At 52.7% G+C, this 25242-nt stretch carries 26 protein-coding genes; 2 read left to right on the top strand and 24 right to left on the bottom strand.

Annotation, left to right across the window (positions count from 1 at the left end; translation table 11 throughout):
* Positions 1-597, bottom strand: a complete 597-nt coding sequence (locus D888_RS0101700; RefSeq protein WP_033423320.1) for a UbiX family flavin prenyltransferase — start codon at positions 595-597, stop codon at positions 1-3.
* A gap of 5 nt (positions 598-602) precedes the next feature.
* Positions 603-1490 (bottom strand): UbiA-like polyprenyltransferase, encoded by an 888-nt coding sequence (locus D888_RS0101695; RefSeq protein ID WP_020674794.1) that lies wholly within the window; start codon positions 1488-1490, stop codon positions 603-605.
* A 67-nt stretch (positions 1491-1557) separates the two neighbouring features.
* Here D888_RS0101695 and D888_RS0101690 point away from each other — a divergent pair, with 67 nt between their 5' ends.
* The gene (locus tag D888_RS0101690; protein WP_020674793.1) at positions 1558-2052 is read left to right on the top strand and encodes a YqaA family protein; all 495 of its coding nucleotides are present in this window, start codon (positions 1558-1560) and stop codon (positions 2050-2052) included.
* A 100-nt stretch (positions 2053-2152) separates the two neighbouring features.
* Here D888_RS0101690 and xthA read toward each other — a convergent pair whose 3' ends face one another.
* The 22 genes from xthA to D888_RS0101580 all read right to left on the bottom strand — a co-directional run bounded on the left by xthA (position 2153) and on the right by D888_RS0101580 (position 24471).
* Positions 2153-2968, bottom strand: a complete 816-nt coding sequence (gene xthA / locus D888_RS0101685) for an exodeoxyribonuclease III (protein ID WP_020674792.1) — start codon at positions 2966-2968, stop codon at positions 2153-2155.
* Between the two features lie 26 nt (positions 2969-2994).
* Positions 2995-4803: a DNA helicase RecQ gene (gene recQ, locus D888_RS0101680; RefSeq protein WP_020674791.1), complete on the bottom strand. Its 1809-nt coding sequence runs from the start codon at positions 4801-4803 to the stop codon at positions 2995-2997.
* Entirely contained in the window at positions 4800-6149 is a 1350-nt protein-coding gene (locus D888_RS0101675) for a UbiD family decarboxylase (protein WP_020674790.1), read from the bottom strand. Before D888_RS0101675 ends, recQ begins: the two co-directional genes overlap by 4 nt.
* Before the next feature lie 91 nt (positions 6150-6240).
* Entirely contained in the window at positions 6241-7701 is a 1461-nt protein-coding gene (locus D888_RS0101670; RefSeq protein ID WP_020674789.1) for an NADH-quinone oxidoreductase subunit N, read from the bottom strand.
* A gap of 37 nt (positions 7702-7738) precedes the next feature.
* Positions 7739-9298 (bottom strand): NADH-quinone oxidoreductase subunit M, encoded by a 1560-nt coding sequence (locus D888_RS0101665; protein ID WP_020674788.1) that lies wholly within the window; start codon positions 9296-9298, stop codon positions 7739-7741.
* 44 nt (positions 9299-9342) lie between these two features.
* A complete protein-coding gene (gene nuoL / locus D888_RS0101660; protein WP_020674787.1) occupies positions 9343-11337 on the bottom strand; it encodes an NADH-quinone oxidoreductase subunit L in 1995 nt (664 codons plus the stop codon).
* Positions 11338-11379: 42 nt separating this feature from the next.
* Positions 11380-11682 carry an NADH-quinone oxidoreductase subunit NuoK gene (nuoK, locus tag D888_RS0101655; protein WP_020674786.1) on the bottom strand — a complete coding sequence of 101 codons (303 nt, stop codon included), beginning with the start codon at positions 11680-11682 and terminating at the stop codon, positions 11380-11382.
* Positions 11683-11709: 27 nt separating this feature from the next.
* Positions 11710-12213 carry an NADH-quinone oxidoreductase subunit J family protein gene (locus D888_RS0101650; protein ID WP_020674785.1) on the bottom strand — a complete coding sequence of 168 codons (504 nt, stop codon included), beginning with the start codon at positions 12211-12213 and terminating at the stop codon, positions 11710-11712.
* 14 nt (positions 12214-12227) lie between these two features.
* Positions 12228-12623 carry a NuoI/complex I 23 kDa subunit family protein gene (locus D888_RS0101645; protein ID WP_020674784.1) on the bottom strand — a complete coding sequence of 132 codons (396 nt, stop codon included), beginning with the start codon at positions 12621-12623 and terminating at the stop codon, positions 12228-12230.
* Positions 12624-12648: 25 nt separating this feature from the next.
* Complete coding sequence (nuoH, locus tag D888_RS0101640; protein ID WP_020674783.1) at positions 12649-13713, bottom strand: NADH-quinone oxidoreductase subunit NuoH; 1065 nt, start codon at positions 13711-13713, stop codon at positions 12649-12651.
* Between the two features lie 70 nt (positions 13714-13783).
* A complete protein-coding gene (gene nuoG, locus D888_RS0101635; protein ID WP_020674782.1) occupies positions 13784-16255 on the bottom strand; it encodes an NADH-quinone oxidoreductase subunit NuoG in 2472 nt (823 codons plus the stop codon).
* A 37-nt stretch (positions 16256-16292) separates the two neighbouring features.
* On the bottom strand, positions 16293-18077 hold the full coding sequence (locus D888_RS0101630; protein ID WP_020674781.1) for an NADH-quinone oxidoreductase subunit NuoF: 1785 nt from the start codon (positions 18075-18077) through the stop codon (positions 16293-16295).
* 39 nt (positions 18078-18116) lie between these two features.
* Positions 18117-18614 (bottom strand): NADH-quinone oxidoreductase subunit NuoE, encoded by a 498-nt coding sequence (gene nuoE / locus D888_RS0101625; protein ID WP_020674780.1) that lies wholly within the window; start codon positions 18612-18614, stop codon positions 18117-18119.
* Between the two features lie 32 nt (positions 18615-18646).
* Complete coding sequence (gene nuoD / locus D888_RS0101620) at positions 18647-19822, bottom strand: NADH dehydrogenase (quinone) subunit D (protein ID WP_020674779.1); 1176 nt, start codon at positions 19820-19822, stop codon at positions 18647-18649.
* Positions 19823-19867: 45 nt separating this feature from the next.
* Positions 19868-20347, bottom strand: coding sequence for an NADH-quinone oxidoreductase subunit C (locus D888_RS0101615; protein WP_020674778.1), 480 nt, complete (start codon positions 20345-20347; stop codon positions 19868-19870).
* A gap of 34 nt (positions 20348-20381) precedes the next feature.
* Positions 20382-20897, bottom strand: a complete 516-nt coding sequence (locus D888_RS0101610; protein ID WP_020674777.1) for an NADH-quinone oxidoreductase subunit B — start codon at positions 20895-20897, stop codon at positions 20382-20384.
* Complete coding sequence (locus D888_RS0101605) at positions 20888-21244, bottom strand: NADH-quinone oxidoreductase subunit A (RefSeq protein WP_020674776.1); 357 nt, start codon at positions 21242-21244, stop codon at positions 20888-20890. Before D888_RS0101605 ends, D888_RS0101610 begins: the two co-directional genes overlap by 10 nt.
* Positions 21245-21568: 324 nt before the next feature.
* A complete protein-coding gene (gene hslO / locus D888_RS0101600) occupies positions 21569-22435 on the bottom strand; it encodes an Hsp33 family molecular chaperone HslO (protein ID WP_020674775.1) in 867 nt (288 codons plus the stop codon).
* 12 nt (positions 22436-22447) lie between these two features.
* On the bottom strand, positions 22448-22597 hold the full coding sequence (locus D888_RS24310) for a hypothetical protein (protein ID WP_020674774.1): 150 nt from the start codon (positions 22595-22597) through the stop codon (positions 22448-22450).
* A complete protein-coding gene (locus D888_RS24710) occupies positions 22598-22729 on the bottom strand; it encodes a carboxymuconolactone decarboxylase family protein (protein WP_020674773.1) in 132 nt (43 codons plus the stop codon).
* Positions 22730-22762: 33 nt separating this feature from the next.
* On the bottom strand, positions 22763-23554 hold the full coding sequence (locus tag D888_RS0101585; protein WP_020674772.1) for an ABC transporter permease: 792 nt from the start codon (positions 23552-23554) through the stop codon (positions 22763-22765).
* Positions 23551-24471, bottom strand: coding sequence for an ABC transporter ATP-binding protein (locus D888_RS0101580; RefSeq protein ID WP_020674771.1), 921 nt, complete (start codon positions 24469-24471; stop codon positions 23551-23553). The genes D888_RS0101585 and D888_RS0101580 overlap by 4 nt, the downstream gene beginning before the upstream one ends.
* 161 nt (positions 24472-24632) lie before the next feature.
* On the opposite strand from D888_RS0101580, the gene D888_RS0101575 reads away from it, so the two are divergent.
* Positions 24633-25193: a cob(I)yrinic acid a,c-diamide adenosyltransferase gene (locus tag D888_RS0101575; protein ID WP_020674770.1), complete on the top strand. Its 561-nt coding sequence runs from the start codon at positions 24633-24635 to the stop codon at positions 25191-25193.
* Positions 25194-25242 lie beyond the last annotated feature (49 nt).

Raw genomic sequence — 25242 nt, 5'->3', positions numbered from 1 at the left:
TTAATCGCCCCAGCGCGTAAAGAGCGCGTGTTCAATCCCGAGTTGATCCAGAATCTTCCCGATCACAAAATCGATCAGCTCCTCGACAGATTGGGGTTTCTGATAAAAGGCCGGCATCGCTGGGAGAATCTGCCCCCCCGCCTGAGAGACCCGCAACAGGTTCTGCAGATGGAGCTGGTTGAAAGGGGTTTCACGCGGGACCAGCAGCAGCTTCTTCTGCTCCTTGAGTGCCACATCGGCGACCCGTTCGAGCAGGTTGTCAGAAAGCCCGGCGGCGAGGCGGCCGAGGGTCCCCATCGAACAGGGACAGATGACAACTGCATCAGGGGCGGAAGAACCACTGGCGATCGGGGCGAAAAAGTCGTCCATCCGATAATTCTGTAAATGGCCCACCGCACCATAATGCAGAAGAAACTGCTTGGCACAAAGGGCGGGATCGACGTCGAGCTGCAATCCGGTCTCAAACGCCAGCACCTGACGTCCGGCATCTGTCAGTAGCAGACTCACTTCTTTCTGCGCGTGGAGCAACTCTTCGATGAGGCGCAGACCGTAAATAGAACCGGACGCTCCGGTTATGCCGACGACTATTCTTTGCATCCTGTTCAAACCACCGCATCCACTAAGGCGAAAAGGAAGATCGTCACGCTGATATAGCCATTCATATTAAAAAAGGCCGCATCCAGCTGCGACAGATCATCCGGGCTGACCAGACTGTGCTCATAAAGGAGCAGGCCGGCAACCACAAGTACCCCGGAAAAATAGATCCAGCCGAGGCCGCTGCCTGGCAATACCAGCAACAGGAAAAGCAGCATCAGCCCGTGAAAGATCCGCACCAGAAGGAAAGACTTTTCAAGTCCCAGACGCGACGGGATTGAGTGCAGTCCGCGCGCGACGTCAAACTCGTAGTCCTGCAAGGCATAAAAGATATCAAATCCGGCGACCCAGAAGAGCACCGCCAGCGCCAGCGCCACGATCGGCCAGCCCAGACTGCCGCGCAGCGCAATATAGGCCCCGACGGGAGCGGCGGCCAGGCAGAGGCCAAGCACAAGGTGAGCAAAGTGACTGAAACGCTTGCAGTAGGCATAGAGGACAAAAAGTCCAATCGCCACCGGCGCCAGGCTGAAACAGAGCGGGTTGAGCATCCAGGCTGCCAACAAAAAGATTGTCAGTGAACCGAGAATAAACAGCCAGGCCTCAGCGCGTGTGACCTTACCGGCCGGAATATGACGTTCGGCAGTGCGTGGGTTGTCCGCATCAATTTTTGCATCGATGAGACGGTTCAAACCCATGGCGCCGCTGCGGGCACCGACCATCGCCACACAGATCCAGAAGACCTGCGCGAAACCGGGGAGAGCGCCACCTGCGAGGCAGGCGAGCACCACCCCAAACAGGGCGAAGGGGAAGGCGAAGATGGTGTGGGAGAACTTGATCATCTCCAGCAGGGCGCGGATTTTTTCAAAAAGTTGTTCGCGAATCATGACTCTCTGCATCAGATATCCTGAGTCTTCTTTTCGGCCAAAACGACACTCTACACCGGTCAGCTTCAGGCGGCAAGAGTTGCGCCTTCCCTCGAGACAACGCGCCTGTTATAGTCCGGCGATGCCCGAGATTCTCACCCAACATGACCTGCTTTCGCTCTTTCTGCTCAGCTTCTGTGCTTCGACCCTGCTGCCTCTTGGCTCTGAATGGTTGCTGATCGCGCTGCTGCTTAAAGGGAGTTCACCTTTCACGGTAATTCTGGTGGCCAGTGTCGGCAACAGCCTCGGTGCTGTTAGCAGCTATCTGATCGGACTCGGGGGAAGCCGCTGGTTGATCGAAAAATTGCTGCGAATCAGCGTTGAGGCACAGCAGAAAGCCCGGCACTGGTTTCAAATCTACGGTAAATGGGCGCTCCTCTTTTCCTGGTTGCCGGTCGTTGGCGATCCTTTGTGCCTGGTAGCTGGAAGTTTGAAACACCGCTTTGACACTTTTGTGCTCTTTGTCGCCCTGGGGAAGACTGCCCGCTACAGCCTGGTTGCCCTCCTGACCCTGACCGGCCGCAGCCTGTTTTGAGCGTATACAGTGTCTCTTGCCCTCCAGCTAGGCGATCGGGAGTCAAGAAACTTGCGGCCTTTGAAATCTGCAGCAACCGTTTGAGTCACCGTATTTTTAGCTACAGATCAAATTCCGCCCAGATCGGGCAATGATCCGAGGGTCTCTCCATCCCACGTAATTCATAATCGATGCCTGTGGCTCTGCACTTTTCCATCAGGGGGGCCGTTGCCATGATCAGATCGATCCGCAGGCCGCGCTTGGGTTCAGCTTCGAAACCGCGTGAACGGTAGTCAAACCAGCTGAAACGATCATCGATAGCAGGATTTCGTTCTCGGAAGCTGTCGATCAAACCCCAGTCCTTGAGTCCCTGCAGCCACTGCCGTTCTTCGGGGAGAAAGCTACACTTGCCGGTGCGCAACCAGCGTTTGGCGTTGTCGTCCCCGATGCCGATATCCAGATCTTCGGGAGAAATATTCAGATCTCCCATTACCACCAATAGATCCTGAGGATCGGCCTGGGTTTCAAGCCAGTTTTGCAGGTTGGCGTAAAACTTCCGTTTATCTGGAAACTTGGTTGGATGTTCGCGGCTCTCTCCTTGAGGAAAGTAGCCGTTCACCACCCGCAACTGGCGGCCGTCACTCAGCGGATATCTGGCGAGGACAACCCGGCGCTGATGATCTGCCTCCTCTCCGGCAAAACCTTTTTGCACCTGCTCCGGTGTAATCTTTGACATCAATGCCACGCCATAGTGGGTTTTTTGACCGTGAAAGACGACCTGATAACCCAGGTCACCGATCACATCCAGAGGGAAGTCGGGGTCGTTCACCTTGATCTCCTGCAGACCGATAATATCAGGCTGGTGCTTATCGATGAGCGCCTGCAGCTGATGAAAGCGGGCACGCAGTCCATTGACGTTGAATGACACAATTTTCATATTTTCCTTCCTCACGCCTCAGGCCTTTAAGAACGACTCATATAGCCGATGATTTCGGTGATAAATTCGCTGCCATAGCGTTCCAGTTTCGTTTGTCCAACGCCATTGATCCCTAGCAGGTCTGAGTCGCTGGTCGGCAAACTGGCGGCCATTTCGGCGAGGCTGGCATCGCCGAAAACCACGTAGGGTGGAACTCCGTCGCGGTCAGCGATCTTTTTGCGCCGGGCGCGTAGCAGTTGAAAAAGTTGCTCATCATATTCGAGCCCGACAATCTTACGCGCCGGTTTCTTCTTACGCTCGGCCTTTACGCGCGGTCGGCTCAGCTGCAGTTCGATTTCTCCCCGCAACAATGGCCGTGCACTTTCGGTCAGTTTAAGCACCGAATAATTCCCGATATCCTGCTCAAGATAACCAAGGTGGATCAGTTGGCGCAACAGGTGGCTCCAATGCTCCTGACCCTGCTCCTTACCAATCCCCCAGGTTGAAAGTTGTTCGTGCCGCAGGCTGAAGATACGCTCTGTCTTGGCACCGCGCAGCACGTCGATGACATGGCCGATGCCGAAGCGCTGACCAACCCGATAGACACAGGAGAGCGCCTTGCGCGCATCTTCAGTTGCGGCGTAGGTCTCTGGTGGATCGAGGCAGATATCGCAATTTCCGCAATCCGAGGCCATCGGTTCTCCAAAATAACCAAGCAGGGCCCTGCGCCGACAGGAGCCCGCTTCGGCGAAAGAGACCATCGCATTGAGCTTTTGAAGTTCGATCCTTGTCTGATCCTGATTATCGCTTTTTTCGATCAGGCCACGCACTACCGCAATATCGCCATAACCGAACAGCAGCAGGGCCTCGGCGGGCAGGCCGTCTCGCCCGGCACGACCGGTCTCCTGATAATAACTTTCAACATTTTTCGGCAGGTCATAATGCACGACAAACCGCACATTCGGTTTGTCGATCCCCATGCCGAAGGCCACGGTAGCGACCACAATCTGCAGATCATCACGCAGGAATGCGTCCTGCGTGCGGCGCCGGTCATCCGCACTCAATCCTGCATGATAGGCCGCTGCCCGGCAACCATCTTCCTGCAGGCGAGCGGAGATCTCCTCGACCCGTTTGCGACTTAACGCGTAGACAATGCCAGCCTCATCCCGGCGTCCGGAAAGAAATTGTTTGAGCTGCTCATAGGGTCGCTGTTTATCCATCACCGTGTAGCGGATATTCGGTCGATCGAATCCCGCCACGATCTGCAGCGGCCGTTCGAGATGAAGCCGTTGCAAGATGTCCAGTCGGGTCTGTTTTTCAGCGGTAGCGGTCAAAGCGATCCGCGGTACACTAGGGAAGAAATGCTGTAACTTGCCGAGCTGGATATATTCCGGCCGAAAATCATGCCCCCACTGTGAAACACAATGGGCCTCATCGATCGCAAACAACGCGATTTCAAGGGAAGCAAGACGCTCGAGAAAGGACTCGCTCAGGAGCCGCTCAGGCGCGACATAGAGGAGGTCGAGTTCGTCGGCGTGGAGTCGTGCCAAGACCTGATTGGCCTCGTTGGCGGACAGGGATGAATTGTAACAGGCCGCACGCACCCCGTTGGCACAGAGTGCATCGACCTGATCCTTCATCAGTGAGATCAGGGGTGAAACCACGATCCCGACCCCTTTGCGCATCAGGGCCGGGATCTGGTAACAGAGGGACTTTCCGCCACCGGTTGGCATCAGGACAAACGCATCACCACCGGCGACAACCTGCGCAATGATATCTAACTGGTGCTCGCGAAATTGTTGATAGCCAAAAACCTTTTGCAGCAGATTCAGTGCATCCTGTTCTATAACATTCATATAATAACCTTCCCCCCACAAAGTTCATCCCGCTGGATACCCGCCAGTTCAAGTCTTCGCAGCAGTGATTCCGCAAGTCCTGGAGCATGCCGCAGCTGTGGAGCCTGTAGGGCAAGCAGATTCTCCAGGTCTGCCGCCCTGTTTTGCCAGATTCGGCGCGCCGGAATTTTTCGCAGCTGCTGCCGCCATAACGTGCCGGCAAGGATTTCCTCTGGTTCAAGTAAAACCAGCATCTTGAGCCCTTTCAGGTAATCAAAGCTGCGTAATTGATCTGCAACTTCAGATACCGAAATTTGGGCATCATTGACTTTTACAAAATAAAGCCCATAAAAGGCCGCCTCCAATGGCATTGCAATTGAAGTGATAGTAGGAAAATCAATGCCCAATCGTGCGCGGATAAGTTCAAGATTCGCCCTGGCCAGCCAACTGTCTTCCATCGGGAGTGGACCGGCAAGGGTCAGGGGAATGAGCGGTTTATCGACAGCAAAAACCGCTGAAACGTCGATTATGGGACAATCATTTCCGCCACCATACCGACCGGTATAGCATCCGAATGGCCCTTCGTTGATGTTTTTTTCAGTATCAACCCAGCCCTCGATCAGTATCTGAAAAGACGCTGGACATTGTAGCGGCACGGTCTGGCAGTCGGTAAAATTGGCCGGATGGCCTTGAAGCCAGGCACTAAAATGAGCTTCGTCACACCTTGGTGGCAAGCTGGCTGCCGCAGAAAAAATCAAGCCGGGATCTGCTCCCAATAAAATGGCGACTGGCATCTTTTGATGTTGTTCTTGCCACTGCGCTAGATGTGCAGCCCCGCCAGAGCCTGGCAGGACGTTGAGCGTCAGCTGCCGGTCTCCAACGATTCCGATACGGTAGAGTCCGTAATTTTGCGCGGCAGTTTCGGCATCTTGAGTGATGACCACAGCGAGCGTAAAAAAACTCCGCTGCTCTTCGGGCCAGAACCGAATTTTCGGTAGAAAATCTAAATTCAGTCGACCGAGCATACCGCCAAGAACATCGGTATTGGTCTCTTCCACGCTTAAAAAATCAAGGCGCGAGGCAGAATCTCCGGTACCCGCATCCTTAAGAAACTTTTTCAGACAATCACCAAAGTCCGCAAGTTGACAATGACCGAGCGCGGTAGCCATTCTCGATTCGGTACCGAAAAGATTGGTTACCAACTCAACTTCTGAACCTGCAACCTGCTTGAATTGTAACGCCGGGCCTCCCCTCTTGCAGACCCAATCAGTGAGTGCGGCTAACTCAAGACGCCCATCAAAAGGAGATGGGATAAATAGAAGTTCCTTGCGAGAGTACAGACTGGTGGTGAATTTCGTCAGGTTCATTGCCACATCATAGCTGATTCCATCAGGCAACCCACAAAAAAGGGCCCTCCGATTGTCACCGAAGGGCCCTTGAGCATTTTGCTGCGGGAGATCAGAACCCGGCGAGTTTGGCGAGTTCCATTATCGAACCCGGGAAAATCCCAAGGATAAAAACCCCGGCGAGCGCCAGAATAATCGAGATGGTCGCGGGAAGTTCAATGCTAACCCAGGCAAAGTCTTCTTTCGGCTCACGAAAGTACATATAGACGATAACCCGCAGATAGTAATAGAGAGACACCGCGGAGTTCATGACACCAATGACTGCCAACCAGACATAGCCTGCCTTAAGAGCACCGGCAAATACGAAAAACTTAGCTGTGAAGCCGGCTGTTGGCGGGAGTCCCATCAAGGCAAAAAGGAAGATACACAGAGCGACACCGAGGAATGGACGTTTATAGCCAAAGCCGGAAAAGCCTTCAAGGGTAAGATTCTCTTCACCTTTTTTACCGGCAAGGACCAACACCGCAAAGGCTCCGATGTTCATGAAAGTGTATACCAGCATGTAAAACAGAATCGCCGATAGTCCAATCTGATTCCAGGCGACGAGACCAACCAAGGCATATCCTGCGTGAGCGATTGATGAGTAGGCCAGCATCCGTTTAATATTGGTCTGGCTGAGAGCAATAAAGTTCCCGACGATCATCGTCAACACGGCAAGAAGCCAAAAGAGTGCAGAGATATCTGGTTGAATGCTGCTGAGCGCGATGATCGAAATCCTCAGCAGGGCCGCAAAAGCAGCAGCCTTGGGACCCGCACTCATGAAGGCGGTTATCGGAGTCGGGGCACCCTGGTAGACGTCGGGAGCCCACATGTGGAAAGGGGCAGCACCAATCTTGAACAGAAACCCGACCAGCAGCAAGATAGAGCCTGCAATGAGCATCGGATTATCAATAATTGCTGGCATTTCACTGATGTGTTGCGCAATAACCGCTATCTTGGTGGAACCGGAAACACCGTAAAGCAGAGCGACACCGTAGAGTAAAAAGCCGGTGGAGAAGGCACCCAGAAAGAAATATTTAAGACCCGCTTCGTTGGAGCGGACATCTCCTCGGAAAAAGCCTGCAAGCACGTAAAGCGAAACTGACATAACTTCAAGACCAAGGAAGATTGTCATCAGATCTGTGCCTGAAGCCATCCACATCGCGCCTGCCGTACAGAAAAGGATCAGCGGGTAATATTCACCCACCGGATAACCTTCACGATGCAGGTACCCATCCGATATCAGGATCGTCAATACCGCGGCAATAATAAAGATCATGCTGAAGAAGATAGCGAAGTTATCGAGTACTACGCTGCCAGCAAAACCTGCCTGGGGGTGATTCCAGGCTGAAGCCGTCACTATTGCCGTGATCACAAGAGCAACAATACTCATCCAGGCAATATGGGAGGTCCGTCCACGTTTTGAAAAGACCGAGACCAGCAGCAGCAGCATACCAAAGCAGCAGAGGACAACTGACGGCATAATTGCTGCCATGTTCACGTTCTGCGTAGCGATTTGAACCAGATTTTCCATCGAAAGCTCCTTTTGGAACCTAAAGTTTCAGCCGTAATTATTTCAATACAAGAGTCTGAGCGATCACCGGCTGAACTGGTTCAACCACTGCCACCTGCTTCGACTTGACCTGAATCAGAAGTTGCTCAATCGCCGGATTCATCTTCGACAAGAAGGTATTGGGGTAAACACCAATCCAGAAGACAAAAATCAATAAGGGCACCATCAACACGATTTCGCGGATAGAGAGATCTTTAAGTTTTTCATTTGCAGGGTTCGTAATTTTGCCGAACATGACGCGCTGAAACATCCAAAGCATATAGACTGCGGCCAAGATTACCCCGGTTGTCGCAGCAACCGCGTACCAGCGCAAGCCACTCTCGAAAGCCCCGACCAGGGCGAGGAACTCGCCGACAAAACCGTTGGTGCCTGGCAGGCCGATGGAGGAGAAGGTAATGATCATGAAAATTGTGGCAAAGATCGGCATCTTGTGGGCCAGCCCACCAAACTCGGAGATCTGACGGGTGTGACGGCGCTCGTAAATGAACCCGACAATAAGGAAGAGCGCGCCGGTTGAGATACCGTGATTTACCATCTGAATAATGCCGCCCGAAAGTCCTTGCAGGTTGAGAGCAAAGATCCCGAGCATGACGAATCCAAGGTGAGCAACTGAAGAGTAGGCCACCAGTTTTTTGACATCGTCCTGCATCATCGCGACCAGCGAGCCGTAGATAATCCCGATGACGGCCAGTAATGCCAGATAAGGTAAAAAGGTTTGCACTGCCCCAGGAAAGAGGGGGATGGCAAAACGGACAAAGCCATAGGTCCCCATTTTCAGCATGATCGCGGCCAGAATAACTGAACCGGCGGTCGGGGCCTCGGTATGGGCATCAGGCAACCAGGTATGAAGCGGAAACATCGGCACCTTGATGGCGAAGCTGACGGCAAAAGCCAGGAACAACCAATGCTGTGCATTGACGGGAATCCCCAGATTGTAAAACTCCTGGATACCGAAGCCTTCCATCGGAGCACCAGAACTGACCGCATAATAATAAATATAGATGATCGCGACCAGCATCAGCAGTGAACCTACGGCGGTGAAGATGAAGAACTTGACCGCGGCGTAGATACGGTTCTTACCACCCCAGATACCGATCATGAAGTACATCGGGATCAGCATCAATTCCCAGAACACGTAGAACAGGAAGAGGTCGAGAGAGACGAAAGCACCGAGCATTGCGGTTTCAAGCAGCAGCAGCAGCGCCATGAAGCCCTTGACGTTTTTGTCGACAGCATTCCAGGTTGAAAGTGTTGCGATCGGCATGATGAAGGTAGTCAACATCACCAGCCATAAACTGATTCCGTCGATGCCGATGTTGTAGTTCATCTTAAAGAAGCTACCGATGCTGATCCACTCGTGAAATTCACGATACTGCATCGCACCTGAAGCGGCAAAAACATCATCGAAAGCCAGCGGCAAACTGATCAGAAATGTGATCAGTGTTACTGCCAGGGCAAAGCTTTTCAGCATCCCTTCGTTGTCGCGCGGGATGAAGAGAAGTATCAACATCCCCAGCAGCGGAAAGAAGGTAATCAAACTAAGTAGATTATGGGCCATGTGGAAACGCTCCTTGTTGCTCTATCTAAGTTCGCTGCCGAACCTTATTTACCGAGGATGTAATAACCGACGATCACAACAACACCAACAACCATGCTCATCATATAATTTTGCAGGAAACCTGACTGGGTATAACGCAAGCCCGATCCAATCCCTTTGACGACCCAGGCGGTGCCATTGACAATACCGTCAACAACGATGACATCGAAACCTTTCCAAAGGAAGGTGCCGATCCGCTTGCAGTTATTGACGAAGACGGCATCGTAGAGTTCATCGATATACCATTTGTTGAACACGGCACGCCAAAGACCTGGGAAGCTGGCAACAAAGCGTGCTGGCAAGCCTGGATTTTTGATGTACATAAACCAGGCGCCCAGAATGCCGACCGTTGCGAGCCCAACAGAAACGCTCATCATGCCAAATTCCAGCGCCTTGGAGTGCGCGAGTTCCGGTTTGATCTCGATCCCGTTAAGGACTTGAGAATGCTCGAAGACCGGGGCGAGGAAATTCTCAAGGTAGTTCGGCATGTGCCCGAACAAGCCGCTCAGGGCATGGGGAACACCTAAGAAGCCCCCAGCTGCTGCCAGGGCGGCGAGAATCATTAGCGGGATGGTGATTGTCAGACCCGATTCCGGGATATGGTCTTTGGCCCGTGGGTCAGTACGTTGCTCACCGAAGAAGGTCATGAAGACAAGACGGAACATATAGAAGGCTGTCATAAGGGCTGCAACCGCACCGACCAGCCACAACATCCAGTGTCCACGTTCACCTGCGAACGACCACCAGAGGATGTCATCCTTAGAGAAGAACCCCGAAAAGAACGGAATACCGGAGATCGCAATGGTTGAAATCAAAAAAGTGATAAAAGTAATCGGCATCTTCTTACGCAAACCACCCATGTTCCGCATGTCCTGTGGATCGTCATGCAGATGAGCGTGATGGTAGCCGTGATGCATCCCATGAATGACCGAACCGGAACCTAAGAACAGGCAGGCCTTGAAGAAAGCATGGGTCATGAGATGAAAGATCCCGGCGGTATAGGCACCGACACCCATGGCAAGAAACATATAGCCAAGTTGAGAGACCGTGGAATATGCGAGGACCCGCTTGATATCGTTCTGAGCCAGACCAATCGTGGCGGCGAAGAGTGCAGTTGCTGCGCCAACTACAGCGATGGTCATCATGGTGTCAGGCGCCATGGAGAAAAGACCGTTCAACCGCGCGATCATGTAGACACCGGCAGTGACCATGGTCGCTGCATGAATGAGCGCCGAGACCGGGGTCGGGCCTTCCATGGCGTCAGGCAACCAGGTAAAGAGCGGGATCTGAGCAGACTTGCCCGTAGCGCCAAGGAAGAAAGCCAGGGTCACAACAGTAACAACAACACCACCGGTTTGAAGCAGGTGAGCATTCTCCGCAATGTCTACAAAGTTGACCGTCCAGACACCTTTGCTCCCGAGGGTCCAGAAAAGGGTCAGCAGACCACACAGAAAGCCGAAGTCACCTATCCGGTTAACGACAAAGGCTTTCTTGGCGGCATCACCGGCACTCTTCTTTTCAAAGTAGTAGCCGATCAACAGATAGGAGCAGAGGCCTACTCCCTCCCAACCGACGAACATCACCAGCACATTGTTACCCAGCACCAGCATCAGCATAGAGAAACAGAAGAGGTTGAGGTAAGCGAAGAAACGGTAAAACCCGGTTTCTCCGTGCATGTAACCGATCGAATAGAGATGGATCAGTGTGCCAACTCCGGTGACGACCATGATCATCAGCGCCGAGAGCGGATCGAGCAGGAAACCCCAATCAATCTGCAGGTTGCCGACGGACATCCAGGACGCGATGACCTGTTGGTGAACCTTTTCGGAATCGTGCAGCAGCGTGTAAAAGTTGCCACAGGAGACCAGAAAGGACAGGAAGATCATCAGGGTACTGATACCACCGATAATCGCCTCGTTCCTGATCTTCTTGCCGAGGAGTCCGTTAAATACGAACCCGACGAGCGGGAAGAATGGGATGAGCCACAGATAGTCGTACATCAAACTCTCCTATTGCTTAAAAACCCGTAGAGCGGGAATCAATTACCATTTCAACATGTTGAAGTCGTCCGAATCGATCGACCCACGGTTGCGGTAAAATGCGATCATCAATGCCAACCCGACCGCAGCTTCTGCCGCAGCAACGGTCATAACAAAGAAGACAAAGATCTGACCGTCCATGTTCTGCAAATGACGCGACAGTGCGATAAAGGTCAGATTGACCGAATTGAGCATCAATTCAATGCACATGAAAATAACAATGGCGTTCTTTCTTGTCAGCACCCCGAAGGTCCCGATAGAGAAGATGATCGCACTCAAAATCAGATAGTGATATACGGTGATCATTGGTTTAGCTCCCCGAATCCATTGCGCTTAGACTTCACGTTTCGACAGAATAACCGCCCCGACAATCGCGACCAGAAGCAGAATGGAGGCGATTTCAAACGGAAGCAGGAAATCAGTAAACATCGCCCTACCGATCAACTCGGTATGACCATAATTATGAATCGTCTGAGTCGTTATCTCGCCAACTTTGCCAGTAGGTACTCCACGCCGGATAAATAAGTTGGTGATGAACAACATCAAAATAGATAGTGCTCCGCCCCAGGCTAACCCGTGAGTGTAACGCTTTTTTACTGCAGTCCCAAGGTTGAGGAGCATGATGACAAACACTATCAACACCATGATCGCACCGGCATAGACCATTATCTGGATTGCGGCCATGAAGGGGGCATCCAGTGTGATGTAGAGCACGGCGAAGCAGATAAAAGTTGTGACCAGACACAGCGCACTGTTGACTGGACTACGCGCCTTGGTCACATAAAATGCAGAAAATATCGCGACCACCGCGAAAAGGTAGAAAAGTATCGATAACATGATGCGCCAGCTCCTTATTTGAGAAGACGTTCTTTGTCGAAAATAAAATCTTCCCGTTTGTAGTTGGCCAACTCATACTTGTCGGACATCTCAATGGCCTCTACCGGGCATGCTTCCACGCAGTATCCGCAAAAAATGCAGCGTAGCAGATCAATTTTGTAAACTTTGGGATACTTCTCGCCCTTCTCGTTTTCCGCCGATTCAACGGTGATACACTTGGCCGGACAAACAGTAGGGCATAGGTAACAGGCAACACATTTCTCACGGGTCTGGGTCGGCACCAAACGGTGGAGGCCTCGAAATCTCGGAGACATGGTAAGCTTCTGCTTCGGGTAATCAACGGTCGTACTGTGCCCCGGAAGCAGGTGCTTGAGTGTAATACTTAGCCCTTTGGCAAACTCTTTAAACATATCTATCCTCGCCTTTTAAAAAGGGTTACTGCCAGAGCAGGATCGCAACTGCAGTTACAACGATGTTCCCGAGCGCCAGGGGAATCATCACTTTCCAGCCCATCTGCATCAACTGGTCGTAGCGCAGACGGGGAAAGGTTGCACGCACCCAGATAAAGAAGAACATGAAGCCGAACACTTTGATCAGGAAGTTGATCCAACCCAGAAAAGGTCCATCCCAACCACCCAGAAACAGGGTGGTAGCAATGGCACCGATCGTGACCATGTTGGCATATTCAGCCATGAAGAAGAGGGCGTACTTCATCGATGAGTATTCCGTACAGAAACCGGAAACAAGTTCAGTCTCCGCCTCCGGCAAGTCGAATGGTGTCCGGTTGATCTCAGCCATGGACCCGACAACAAAGAGCCCGAAGGCCAGCGGCTGGCTGAAAATATACCAGTTGTGCATCCAGCTCGGCAGGGCCTTGATCCCCCAGAGAACTCCCTGTTGGGCCGTAACAATCCCGCTCAGGCTCAGGGTTTCAGAGAGCATGAAGATGGCTACGATCGAAAGGCCCGCGGCCAGTTCGTATGAGATCATCTGGGCTGAAGCACGAATACCGCCAATCAACGAATATTTGCTGTTTGAGGCCAATCCCGCCAGCACGATGCCATAAACACCCAGACCAGCCATCGCAAGGATAAAGAGAATCCCGATGTTCAGATCGGTGATCTGCAGTGGGATCAGGTATGTCACGCCTCCAAAAGTGAGATGATAATCACTGCCGAAGGGGATAACCGCCATTGAGATCAGCGCCGGAGCAAGGATCATCATCGGTGCTAACATGAATGCAAACTTCGATGCTTCATTCGGAATGATATCTTCCTTGAAGAAAAGCTTGATCCCGTCAGCGATCGGTTGCAGCAACCCTTTGTAACCGGTCATTGTAGGTCCGAGACGGGTCTGCATCCGGCCGATTACTTTCCGCTCGACCCAGGTCGCATAGGCTACGATGCCCATCAGCACGCTGAAGGCGACGATGATCTTCACCAACATGGCGGCTGCCCAGAGTGCCGGGGCGTTTGAGAGGCTCAATACTACTGGCGTCATGACCATCCTCTTTCTTAACGTTTTTGGCGATGTGCCGTTACTGCGGGCATGCCCGCAATTCCAGATTCGTTTATTTACTTATTTCTACGGCAATTGAAGCCTGGCCGTTATAAATACGATTCAACTTGAGCGAACCGAAGTGATAGGGTGCAAACAGTACCCCTTTCGGCAGGCGCCGATCAACCTTGGCCTTGGCCGAGATTTCCCCGCCAGCGGCCTTAAGTTTAACCTGCTGGCCATCAACAATCTTAAGCTCGGCAGCATCCTCACGACCAAATTCAATATAGGGTTCAGAGACCACGGACATCGGACCCTTCGCATGCACACTGGTCGTTCCGCTGTGATAAAGAGCACTACCAACAACCAGCTGATATTTAGCTTCAAGTGCCTTGCCGCCCGTGACCGCAACCAGATTTCTGATCTCCGGCACAAGGGTCTCCCCGCCCCAGACATAACCCTGATCGCCGATCATCTCGAGACCGACCATTTCATAGCCAGGCGTTGTTGCAGCCAAAGCCATAAAAGCGGCGGCTTCAGTCGCAGGCACAGCAGCTCCGAACCCAGTCAACAGGGCCTGAAAGATAGCAAAATCTGTTTTTGCCTGGCCAGGAGATTTAATCCCCGGGTGCAAGCGCTGAATGCGCCGTTCGGCATTAGTAAACGTACCGGACTTCTCGGCAAAACTGGCTGCAGGAAGAACCACATCCGCCTTGCTTGCAGTTTCGCTGAGAAAAAGATCCTGCACGACCACGAAGGGGGTTTTGTCTAGAGCTTTTTCAACCAGACCCTTATCCGGATAAGAAACCAGCATATCCTCACCGGTGACATAGAGAGCCTTAAGCTTCCCTTCGCTAGCCGACTTCAACATTCCCGACACGCCGAGCGCACCGGCAGCAGGCAGAATCTGCTGATCGATTGCACCCTGGCTGTTGCTCTTCTCACCGCAGAGGTAAAGACCCGAACCTGAGCGACCGGCAATTCCCGTCAAAAGCGCGAGGTTGGCCGCCGCCAGGCCCAGTTCGCGGCTGTAGGCCGTATAAGGGAGCCCATAGGCGAGCAGGATCGCAGCGTTTTCAGCCGAAACCAATTCTTTGGCGCTCTGTTTGATCGCGTCGGCACTAACACCAGCGGCTGCAGTAACTGCATCAACCGCATAATCAGCCAAGGCTTCCTGCAGTTCCTCCACACCCTGAAGGCCATCAGTTTTGGCCAATTTTTCGTCGAGCAAGAAACGGCACATGGCGTTCAGGATATTAACTTCAAGCCCCGGCTTGTGTTGCAGATTCCGCGCATGGGGCATGCGGGTCAGTTTCCCCTGCTTGTCGCCAATAACGGTCAAATGTGCATTGTTGCGCTTGACGGCCTGATTAACGACCATCCCGAAAACCGGGTGGGTCTCGTAGAAATCGTTGCGGATGGCCAGAATGGCGTTTGCCTTCTCAACCTGAGGGAATGTTGCAGTCGAGGCCTGGAGACCAAGCGTCTCATGCAAACCTTCGGTCACACCTTTATAGCATTCTCCGCCAGAGTGATCGAGGTTGCCGGTACCAACAGCTTTGGCCAGATTTTTTAGCAGGAAAAGCTCTTCATTGGTCAATCGCGCACCACTGATAATGCCTGCGGAACTACCAGCGCTCCGCAACCCTTCAGTGACCTTCTCAAGTGCTTCTTCCCAGCTGGCTTCAACCAATTCACCATCTTTACGAATCAACGGGCTGGTGAGACGCTGGTCGCTGTTGACGTAGGTAGCGCCGAAACGACCACGGATACAGAGATTACCGTCATTTACTCCGGTTTTATCATTAAACCGAATAGTCTGGACTTCGTTGTCTTTGGTCCCAAAGGTCACCGTGCAGCCGTTGCCACAGTACCCACAAACCGAATTAACTTCCTTAAGCTGCCAGGGCCGCGCCTTGAATTTAAATGGACGTGGGAGAATGGCACCAACCGGGCATAAGGAAACGCACTGACCACAAAACTCGCAATTTAGACCGCGATCAAACGCGGTGGCTATTTTGGTTTCAAAACCACGATTAATAAACGAATAAGAACCATAGCCGACGACTTCATCACATACACGAACACACTTTCCGCACAGCACGCAGCGGTTCATGTTGCGTTCGATAAGAGGATTAATCTCATCCTTGGGCAGGTCAAATTTCTCACCGGCAAAGCGGTTGGTCACCACCTCGTATTCGTAAGAGAGATCCTGTAAATCACATTCACCTGCCTTGTCACACACAGGGCAGTCAACCACGTGATTCACCAGCAGGAATTCAAGAACAGTTTTGCGCACCTTGCGGATTTCATCCGACATGGTGGTCACAACCATCCCCGCGGTGACCGGGGTCGTGCAGGAGGGGATCAAGCGCCCTTTCATCTGCTCGACTTCGACCAGACAAACGCGGCATGCGCCGTAAGGGAGAAGTTTCTTGGCGTAGCAGAGAACCGGAATATAAATTCCAGCCTCTTTCGCCGCCTCATAAATCGTGGCGGTTTTGCTTACCTTGACCTCTTTACCGTCAATCGTCAGGTTAACCATTGTGACCTCTTATTAAATCGTAACCCTGTCGGGTCGCCTATTTAATTGCCATGAAGCGGCAGGCATCGTAGCAGGATGTACACTCGGTACAGATATCCTTATCGATGAACGCCACTGTGCCTTTTTCCCAAGTGATCGCACCAACCGGGCAAACCTTGGGACACATACCACACTTCTTACATGCATCTTCGATGACTTCAAAGTGAAGCAGAGGCTTACAGGAGTGCGATGGGCACTCGCCGGTTTTGATATGAGCCTCATACTCATGTCGAAAGTAACGGAGAGTTGACAGAACCGGATTCGGTGCTGTCTGCCCTAGTCCACAAAGCGAACTCTTTTTGATGTCATACGCCATATCTTCGAGCAGTTCGAGATCGCCTTCACGTCCGTTACCCTGAGTAATCCGCTCAAGAATCTCGAGCATGATCTTCAGACCGATGCGACAGGGGATACATTTGCCACAAGATTCGGCGCGTGTGAAGTTAAGAAAGAAACGTGCGATATCAACCATGCAGGTGGTTTCGTCCATGACAACCAGACCACCGGAACCCATCATGGCGCCAGCCTTGATCAGCGAATCGTAGTCAACGATGGCGTCCAGCGCTTCGGTCGGCAAACAACCACCAGAAGGGCCACCAGCCTGTACCGCCTTGAATTTGCGATTATTGAGAATACCACCGCAGACATCGTAAATGACTTCTTTCATCGTGGTCCCAGCCGGGACCTCGACCAGACCGGTATGCTTCACTTTGCCGGTCAGGGCAAAAATCTTGGTTCCTTTGGTCCCTTCGGTCCCGATCGAGCTATACCAGTCGGCACCGTTGTAGAATATGTAGGAGACGTTGGCGAAGGTTTCAACGTTATTAATATTGGTCGGCTTGCCCCAGAGACCACGAACCGCAGGGAATGGAGGACGGGGACGCGACATGCCGCGTTCTCCCTCAATCGACGCCATAAGGGCAGTCTCTTCACCGCAAACAAAGGCGCCGGCACCGGCCTTGATCCGCATATCGAGCGGACGCGGGAAACCAAGAACATTCTTCTCACCTAGATAACCGAGCTCGTAGCAGGTGTCGATAGCCATCTGTAAACGTTTGATCGCCAGCGGATATTCGGCGCGCACATAGACATAAGCAAACGTACAACCGATAGCGTATGCACCGATCATCATCCCTTCAATGAGACCATAGGGATCACCTTCGAGAACAGAGCGGTCCATGAAAGCGCCTGGATCACCCTCGTCGGCATTGCAGATCAGGTATTTTTCGCTGCCAGGAGACCCCTTGGCAAAGGACCACTTGACGCCGGTCGGGAAGCCACCGCCCCCGCGTCCACGCAGACCGGATTTCTTGACCTCTTCGATGACTTCATCCTGCGACATGGTGACCGCTTTTTTGACACCGGTGAACCCACGATGAGAGATAAAGTCCTCAATGCTTTCGGCATCAATGGTTCCGCAACGCGAAAAGATGACGCGCTGCTGCTTCTCGAGGAACTTATGGTAATAGGGACCGGCCACCTTCTTTGCGACCGGTTCATGGGCAAGGATATGCTCGGCAACAATCTGCGGCACCAGTTCCGGCGTCACAAAATCGTAGGTCACGGGTTCTTGCCCCGGGACGCAAACATCGACCAGCACGTCATTGGCGCACAAACCGCGGCATCCGGTGCCGACGACTTCGCAACGCTTACCGACACTGGCTTCAACACCCTGTTTTTCGAACTCAGCCTTAAAGGCATCGCCGACAGCAGCAGCACCGGAGGCGAGGCCACCGGTTCCCGTACAGATCAGAATTTTTAGCTTTTCAGCATTCTCGGCCATAAATCTTCCTCAATGCCTGAACAAAGTCAGGGGAACCCTTCAGTCCATTGCCTGGTATTTTTTGATGACATCGTCCATCTTCTGGACGGTCAAACTGCCGTAGGTTGCATCGTTGACCATAATGACCGGAGCCATACCGCAGGCACCGATGCAAGCAACATACTCAGCGGTAAACTTGACATCTTCTGTGGTCTCGGCATGCTCGATACCGAGGCGGTCCTTCAGTGTTTCAGCAATCCGGCCCGCCCCTTTGACGTGGCAAGCCGTCCCCATACAAACGCGCACTATATATTTACCGCGAGGCTGCAGGTGAAACTGGGCATAAAATGTCAACACACCATAAATCTGGCTAGCATAGACATTCAGACGTTCAGCCGTCAGATGCACCGTCTCCTCAGGAATATATCCGTACGCTTCCTGAATGCCCTGCAGAACTGGCATCAGCGAACCATGCATGTCGATATACTTGTCGATGACGCGATTGGCCGCCGTCAGGTCGATCTCTTCAACTGTTTCCTGCTGAGCAGTTTCAGTCATAGCTTCCTCATTCACCTTCTCTCCCATGAGAGTTAGCGGTCGATTTCCCCGAGCACGATATCGAGGGTCCCGATGGTGGCGATAACGTCGGCAATCAGCGAACCTTGGACCATCTGCGGCAGGGCCTGCAGATTGACAAAGGACGGTGGCCGAATTTTCATTCGGTAAGGGTGGGTTGAACCATCCGAAACGATGTAGTACCCCAGTTCACCTTTTGGCGCCTCAATCCCCACGTAAACTTCACCCGCTTCCGGCTTGAAACCCTCAGAGACAATCTTGAAGTGATGAATCAAACCTTCGATGGTGTTGACGACGTCTTTTTTGGGCGGCAGACAAATCTGCGGGCAATCCGCAAGGACCGGACCGGGCTTCAGCTTGTCAAGACCCTGCAAGATAATGCGAACTGACTGACGCATTTCATCAAGACGAACCTTGTAACGCGCGAAGACATCACCTTCGGTGCGAACCGGCACTTCAAAGTCATATTCAGCATAGTTACAATAGGGCGCGTCGCGTCGCAGATCCCAGTCAACACCTGAACCCCGCAGGGCGGCGCCAGACAGACCGATATCAATCGCATCCTGACCGTTAATCACACCAACATCCATAGTCCGCTTCTGCCAGATTTTATTGCCGGTCAAAAGACCTTCATAGGTCTCAAGGTGGCCGGTCATATCCTCAGCAAATTTCCGAATGATTCCTTCAATCCCGGCGGGCAGATCCTCTGAGAGCCCCCCCACGCGGAAATAGTTCGAGGTCATCCGAGCGCCGGAAACCTTTTCATAGATATCGACTATTTCTTCGCGTTCGCGGAAGCAGTAGAGAAAAACCGTCATCGCACCGATATCGAGGGCGTGGGTGGCCAACCAGACCAGGTGACTCTTGAGCCGAGTTAATTCAGCCATGATCACGCGGATATTATTGGCGCGTTCAGGAATGAGATCCGTGATCCCCAGTAGCTTTTCGACAGCCAGAACATAACCGAGGTTATTGCTCATCGGCGCCAGATAATCGAGACGATCGGTCAGCGGAATTACCTGATGGTAGGTACGATGCTCGGACAACTTTTCGGTGCCCCGGTGCAAAAAACCGATATGTGGCGTTGCCTTAACAACAACTTCGCCATCGAGTTCCAGGATCAGCTGCAGCACGCCATGGGTCGACGGGTGCTGAGGTCCCATATTGATGGTCATCGTTTCGGTTGCCATTTTATGCCTCTTCCGTTAAAGGAATAAATTTAAAGTCAGTATTTTTCAGGAGAGTCGACCCTGATAGGGCTCGCGATCGGGGCCCTGTAACGGATAATCCTTGCGCAGCGGGAAACCCACCCAATCGGCCGGCATCAGGATACGCCGCATGTCGGGATGCCCTTTGAAGGTAATGCCCATCAGGTCCCAGCACTCACGCTCATGCCAGTTCGCGGTCGACCAGACCCCCGAAACGGTATCAACACTGGGGCTCTCTTCCCGAACCAGAACTTTCACCCGCAAGCGCGTCTTGTCGGTGAGGTTATACATGTTGTAAACCACCTCGAAGCGCGGGGTGCGGCCGAGATAATCGACCCCACAAAGATCGCTGAGGAAATTGTAACCACAGTCATCACGCAGAAAGGTGCAGATCTTCACGATCTCGCTCCGCTCTACCGTAACAGTCGTCTCACCACGATACTCGACGTCACCAAGCACCAGAGTGCTAAAATGCTCCTTGAGTTTCTCAACAACTTGTTTACTCATCGTTTCTTCCTGTCCCCGTGTTGACGGGCTCTCTTCAGGCCTCGTTAACAATCTCACCAACGCCGATCGCGTTACCGAAGCTGTTGCGTTCCTTCATGATCTTCTCTTGCAACTTCATCAGACCATAGAGCAGCCCCTCTGGTCTTGGCGGGCAACCGGGAATATACACATCAACCGGCAGAAACTCATCAACACCCTGCACCACGCTGTAGGTGTCAAAAATCCCGCCCGATGAGGCGCAAGCCCCCATAGCGATAACATAACGAGGCTCTGGCATCTGCTCATAAACCGTCTTGATGACCGGCATCATTTTTTTGGTGACAGTCCCGGCAATGATGATGACGTCGGCCTGACGCGGTGAGGCACGAAACAGAATCCCCATGCGGTCGAGGTCAAAACGGGCAGCACCGGTGGCCATCATCTCGATGGCACAGCAGGCCAGACCGAAAGTCATCGGCCACATAGACTTGGCCCGTGACCAGTTCACCAATTTATCGAGGCTCGTGGTTACAAAGCCACTTCCAAGAGTTTTTGACTGCTCTATTCCCATTCCAGAGCTCCTTTTTTCCACACATAAGCGAAGCCGACCAGGAGGATAATAATAAACACTCCCATCTCGACAAACCCAAAAATCCCCAAACGCTTATACATGACCGCCCAGGGATAAAGGAAGACTGCTTCAATATCAAACAGGATAAAGAGCATCGCAATGATATAAAACTTGATCGAGAACCGATCCTGGGCCGTACCGATAAGCGGCATCCCGCACTCATAGGGAGCCAGTTTAATGTCATTCGGCTTGTTTGGCCCGACCAGCCGCGACAGAACAACCACCGCAAGTGCAAAAGCAAAGGCGATTCCGATCAGGACGAGAATCGGCAGATAGCTCTCAAGCATAAAACCCGCTCCTTCAAAAACTTACAATAGACAGAGATTCACCAGACAGAGATGGACCCTCGGCGCGAACGCCACAGCGTCACGAAAATTAGGATAATCCCCCCAACAAGTCAAGGGAAAAATACAGTATACTGTATGCAATAACCATGATTCAGAGTTCTTGCTTAAGCCATGATTTTACAAGGATTTTGAAGTTCAATGAGGACTATTAAGGTATACAATCAGTCTGTTTCGCAGACCAACGCCGAGGCGCTGCTATCGTCAAACACTGTTTGTCTCTTTTCCGGGTAAACAACTTGTTAATGTTGGTCGCGGAGTTTGCGGTCAGCCACGCAACTCTTCCAGTTGTGTCCGGTTATAACGATAGACCTCCCGACAATAATCACAGATCACTTCACCACCACCCTGCTCCTGGATCATCGCATCCAGCTCAACGGCCCCCAATCCTGCCAGGACATCGGCGATCGTCTCGCGGCTACAGGGACAGTTAAACACAAGTTCACTGCGTTGCAGAACGGAAAACGACTGCCCATCCAGGACCTTATGAAGAATCGCGGTCGGCTCGACCCCCTGGCGCAGCAGACTGGTCGTCGGGGGAAATCCGTGCAAATGGTCCACAAGCCGATCAATTGAGAGCTGATCCCCCGGCGGTAATGCCTGTACCATAAACCCACCCGCCGCGGCGATTTCTCCTTGGGCATCCAACTCAACACCGAGTGCGACACAGGAGGGAACCTGCTCGGAATGGGTCAGATACCAGGCAAGATCGTCACCGATCTCGCTGGTCTGTAGCTGCACCATACTGCGATATGGTTCTTTTAAACCGAGATCCTTGATCACATGCAGAAACCCGGCCCGCCCCACGGCACCGGCAACATCAAAGCGACCATTGCGCGGAGGCAGCCCGGCCAGCGGATTTTGGACTTTCCCGCGAATCCCCCCTTTCGCATCGGTCTCGACCATCAACCGACCCAACGGACCATTCCCTTCAACCACCAGCGCCAGACGCTGTCGTCCTTTCAGCAGACTGCTCATCAGTGCCGCACCGGTCAACAGACGGCCCAGTGCCACTTTGGCAGTCAAATCCACCTGCTGACGCCGACAGATCTCTTTGACCAATTGGGTTGTATCGGCAGCGGAGGCACGAAACAACCCGTCTTCAGTAACCACACGTACCAGATGTTCCTGCATAGTTCTCCATCGTTAATCGTTAACTTTTATGATATTCGCTTCGACCCGTCGCATCTGGGCATTGACCTTGCCAGCGCAGACTGCCATCGCTATCCCCTGCACCGCACTGATTTTTGCTTCGCTGATCCCCTTCGCCCTGGCAACGCCAAGGTAATGTTCCATTCAGGGTTCACAGCCCGCTGCCATCGCGGCAGCAAGTCCGACAATGATCGTCGTCTCATCATCCAGGGCAGTATCGGCGCGCACTTGATCGTAAAATTCGCGATATTTCTTTGCGGAATCGGATGTCAACATTTGCGCAATCTCCTCCGATAAACAATCAGGGGGTCAGCTTCTCAAGCTTTTCCCGCTGCCAATCAACCAGGCAGCCCAGATAAACAGGGCAGTCGCCAACAGACCACTAACCCCGAAGGCGAGGGCAAAGCTGATATCTCCCACGCCGAGAATGGCATGACGAAAACCGTCGATCAGATAAAAAAGCGGATTTAGATGCGACAGACCGCCCCAAGGTGCGGGGAGAATTGAAATTGGATAAAAAACGCCCCCCAGATAGATGAGCGGCAGGAGCAGAAAGTTGGTAAACATCGACAAGGTATCGAAGTTTTTGGCATAGAGGGCTGCGATCAACCCGAACTGGGCGAACATAAAGCTCGCCAGCATCGCCATCAATATCGCCAGCAAGGGTGAGGTCCATGGCAGCGTCGCAAACATCGTTGAGATCAGCCAGGTCACCATCCCCACCAGTGCACCGCGCAGCATCGCCGCCAGGGTATAGGCCAGGATGAATTGTGAGGGAGAAACCGGCGTTACCAGCAGATCGACAATTCCGCCAAGATAACGTGACATGAAGAGTGACGACGAACAATTGGCGAACGAATTGTTGATCACCCCCATCAGAACCAGACCCGGGATAACGAACTGGGCATAGCTGAACCCTTCGATCACATGGATCCGCTGACCCAGGGTCGCGCCGAAGATAAATAGATAGAGCGAGGCGGTGATGATCGGTGTCAACAGGGTTTGGGATGAAACCCGCCAGAAGCGCAGGATTTCCTTGCGCAGCAGCGTAAAAAAGGGGAGCCAGGGCAGAAACGTCCCCTGTCCGTTGCCGATGCTCATGGCCGCGTCCCTTCCCCGGTCAGCTGCAGAAAAACCTCTTCGAGCCCACTCTGCTCGGTCTCAAAATCATTGATTCCCAGATGCAAGGCAGAGAGGCGGTGCAGAAGATCTCCAACGCCCTGATCATTCGGCAGACAGAGGATCAACTGGCGGTTATCCCCTTCGAGCCGCGGATGATAGGCTTCTAGTTCCGGCGGAATCGAGGCCAGCGGTCGCTCCAGCCAGAGTTTCAGGGTACGGCGCGACAAGCGTCGGACCAGATCGTGTGTCGGCTCCAGCGCCACCAGTTCACCATGATTCATAATCGCAATCCGGCCACACATTTGCTCGGCTTCTTCGAGGTAATGGGTCGTCAGCAGGATGGTGGTACCGTTATTATTGATCTCACGCACGAACTCCCACAGGCTGTGGCGCAGCTCGACATCAACCCCTGCGGTCGGCTCATCGAGGATCAGGAGTCGGGGCCGGTGAATCAGCGCCTTGGCGATCATGAAGCGCCGCTTCATGCCGCCTGAAAGTTTCAACATTACTTTGTCCAGATGTGGTCCCAGCCCCAGTCGATTGATCAACTCCTGACGCCACTTGGGGTCGTCCTTAACCCCGTAATATCCGGCGTGCAGGCGTAACGCCTGATCGACGGTGAAGAAGTTATCGATGACGATCTCCTGATGAACCACGCCGAGCATCCGTCGGGTCTGACGATACTGACTGTGGTTATCACAGCCAAAAGCTGTAATCCGGCCTGAATCGAGCCGCGTGATCCCGGAAACCATATTGATGGTGGTACTCTTGCCCGCGCCATTCGGCCCGAGCAGGCCGAAGATTTCGCCCTGCTCGATATCGAAACTCAAGTTCTTGACAGCGGGGACGCCACCAAATGCCTTGTTCAAATTTTCAAGGTGAAGTGCTTTTTCCATAGGGCAGACTATACCCTTGCGAAACGCCACTGTGCAAGAGTGGGTATTAGCATTTAAAATCAAAACAAAAAGGAGAATCATTGAGGTTGCACTCTGGCCCCTGACGATTTTGTTCAATCTATGTCAAAATGATACCCATATAAAAATAAGGAGGACAAACAATGCCAATACTAGATCGCATCACCACCGGCGGCGGAGATAAAGGACAAACCAGCCTGGTCGACGGCAGCCGCGTCGCCAAATGCTCAGCGCGCGTCTGCGCCTACGGCACGGTCGATGAACTCAATTCAGTGGTTGGATTGATCCGCTGCGAAGAGTTACCGGATGGGCTGTTTGAAAAAATCTGCCGGATCCAGAACCAGCTGTTTGATCTCGGCAGTGAACTGGCCACGCCACCGGCCGCAAAAGCCAAGATTGACGGCTGGGGACTGGGTGATCAGCAAATCAAACAACTGGAAGACTGGCTGCAGGAGAGCAACAAAAATATCCAACCGGCCAAAAGTTTTATTCTCCCCGGCGGCAGCAAAGCTTCGGCTCTTTTTCATCTGGCGCGCACCGTGACCCGCCGCACCGAACGTGAAGTGGTCAAGCTCCAGCAGACCGAAGCCGTCGAACCGCGTTGCCTGCTCTACCTTAACCGGCTTTCAGACCTGTTTTTTGTCTGGGCGCGACTGTGCAATGATGAGGGTCGGGATGATCTGTTGTGGAAGCGGCAGAGTTAATTCATGGATGGAAACCCACTAACGGACACTATAACTACCGTCAGCACCA

It is taken from the genome of Geopsychrobacter electrodiphilus DSM 16401, from assembly GCF_000384395.1.
Lineage (GTDB): Bacteria > Desulfobacterota > Desulfuromonadia > Desulfuromonadales > Geopsychrobacteraceae > Geopsychrobacter > Geopsychrobacter electrodiphilus.
This window is presented reverse-complemented; position numbering and strand designations above follow the sequence as displayed.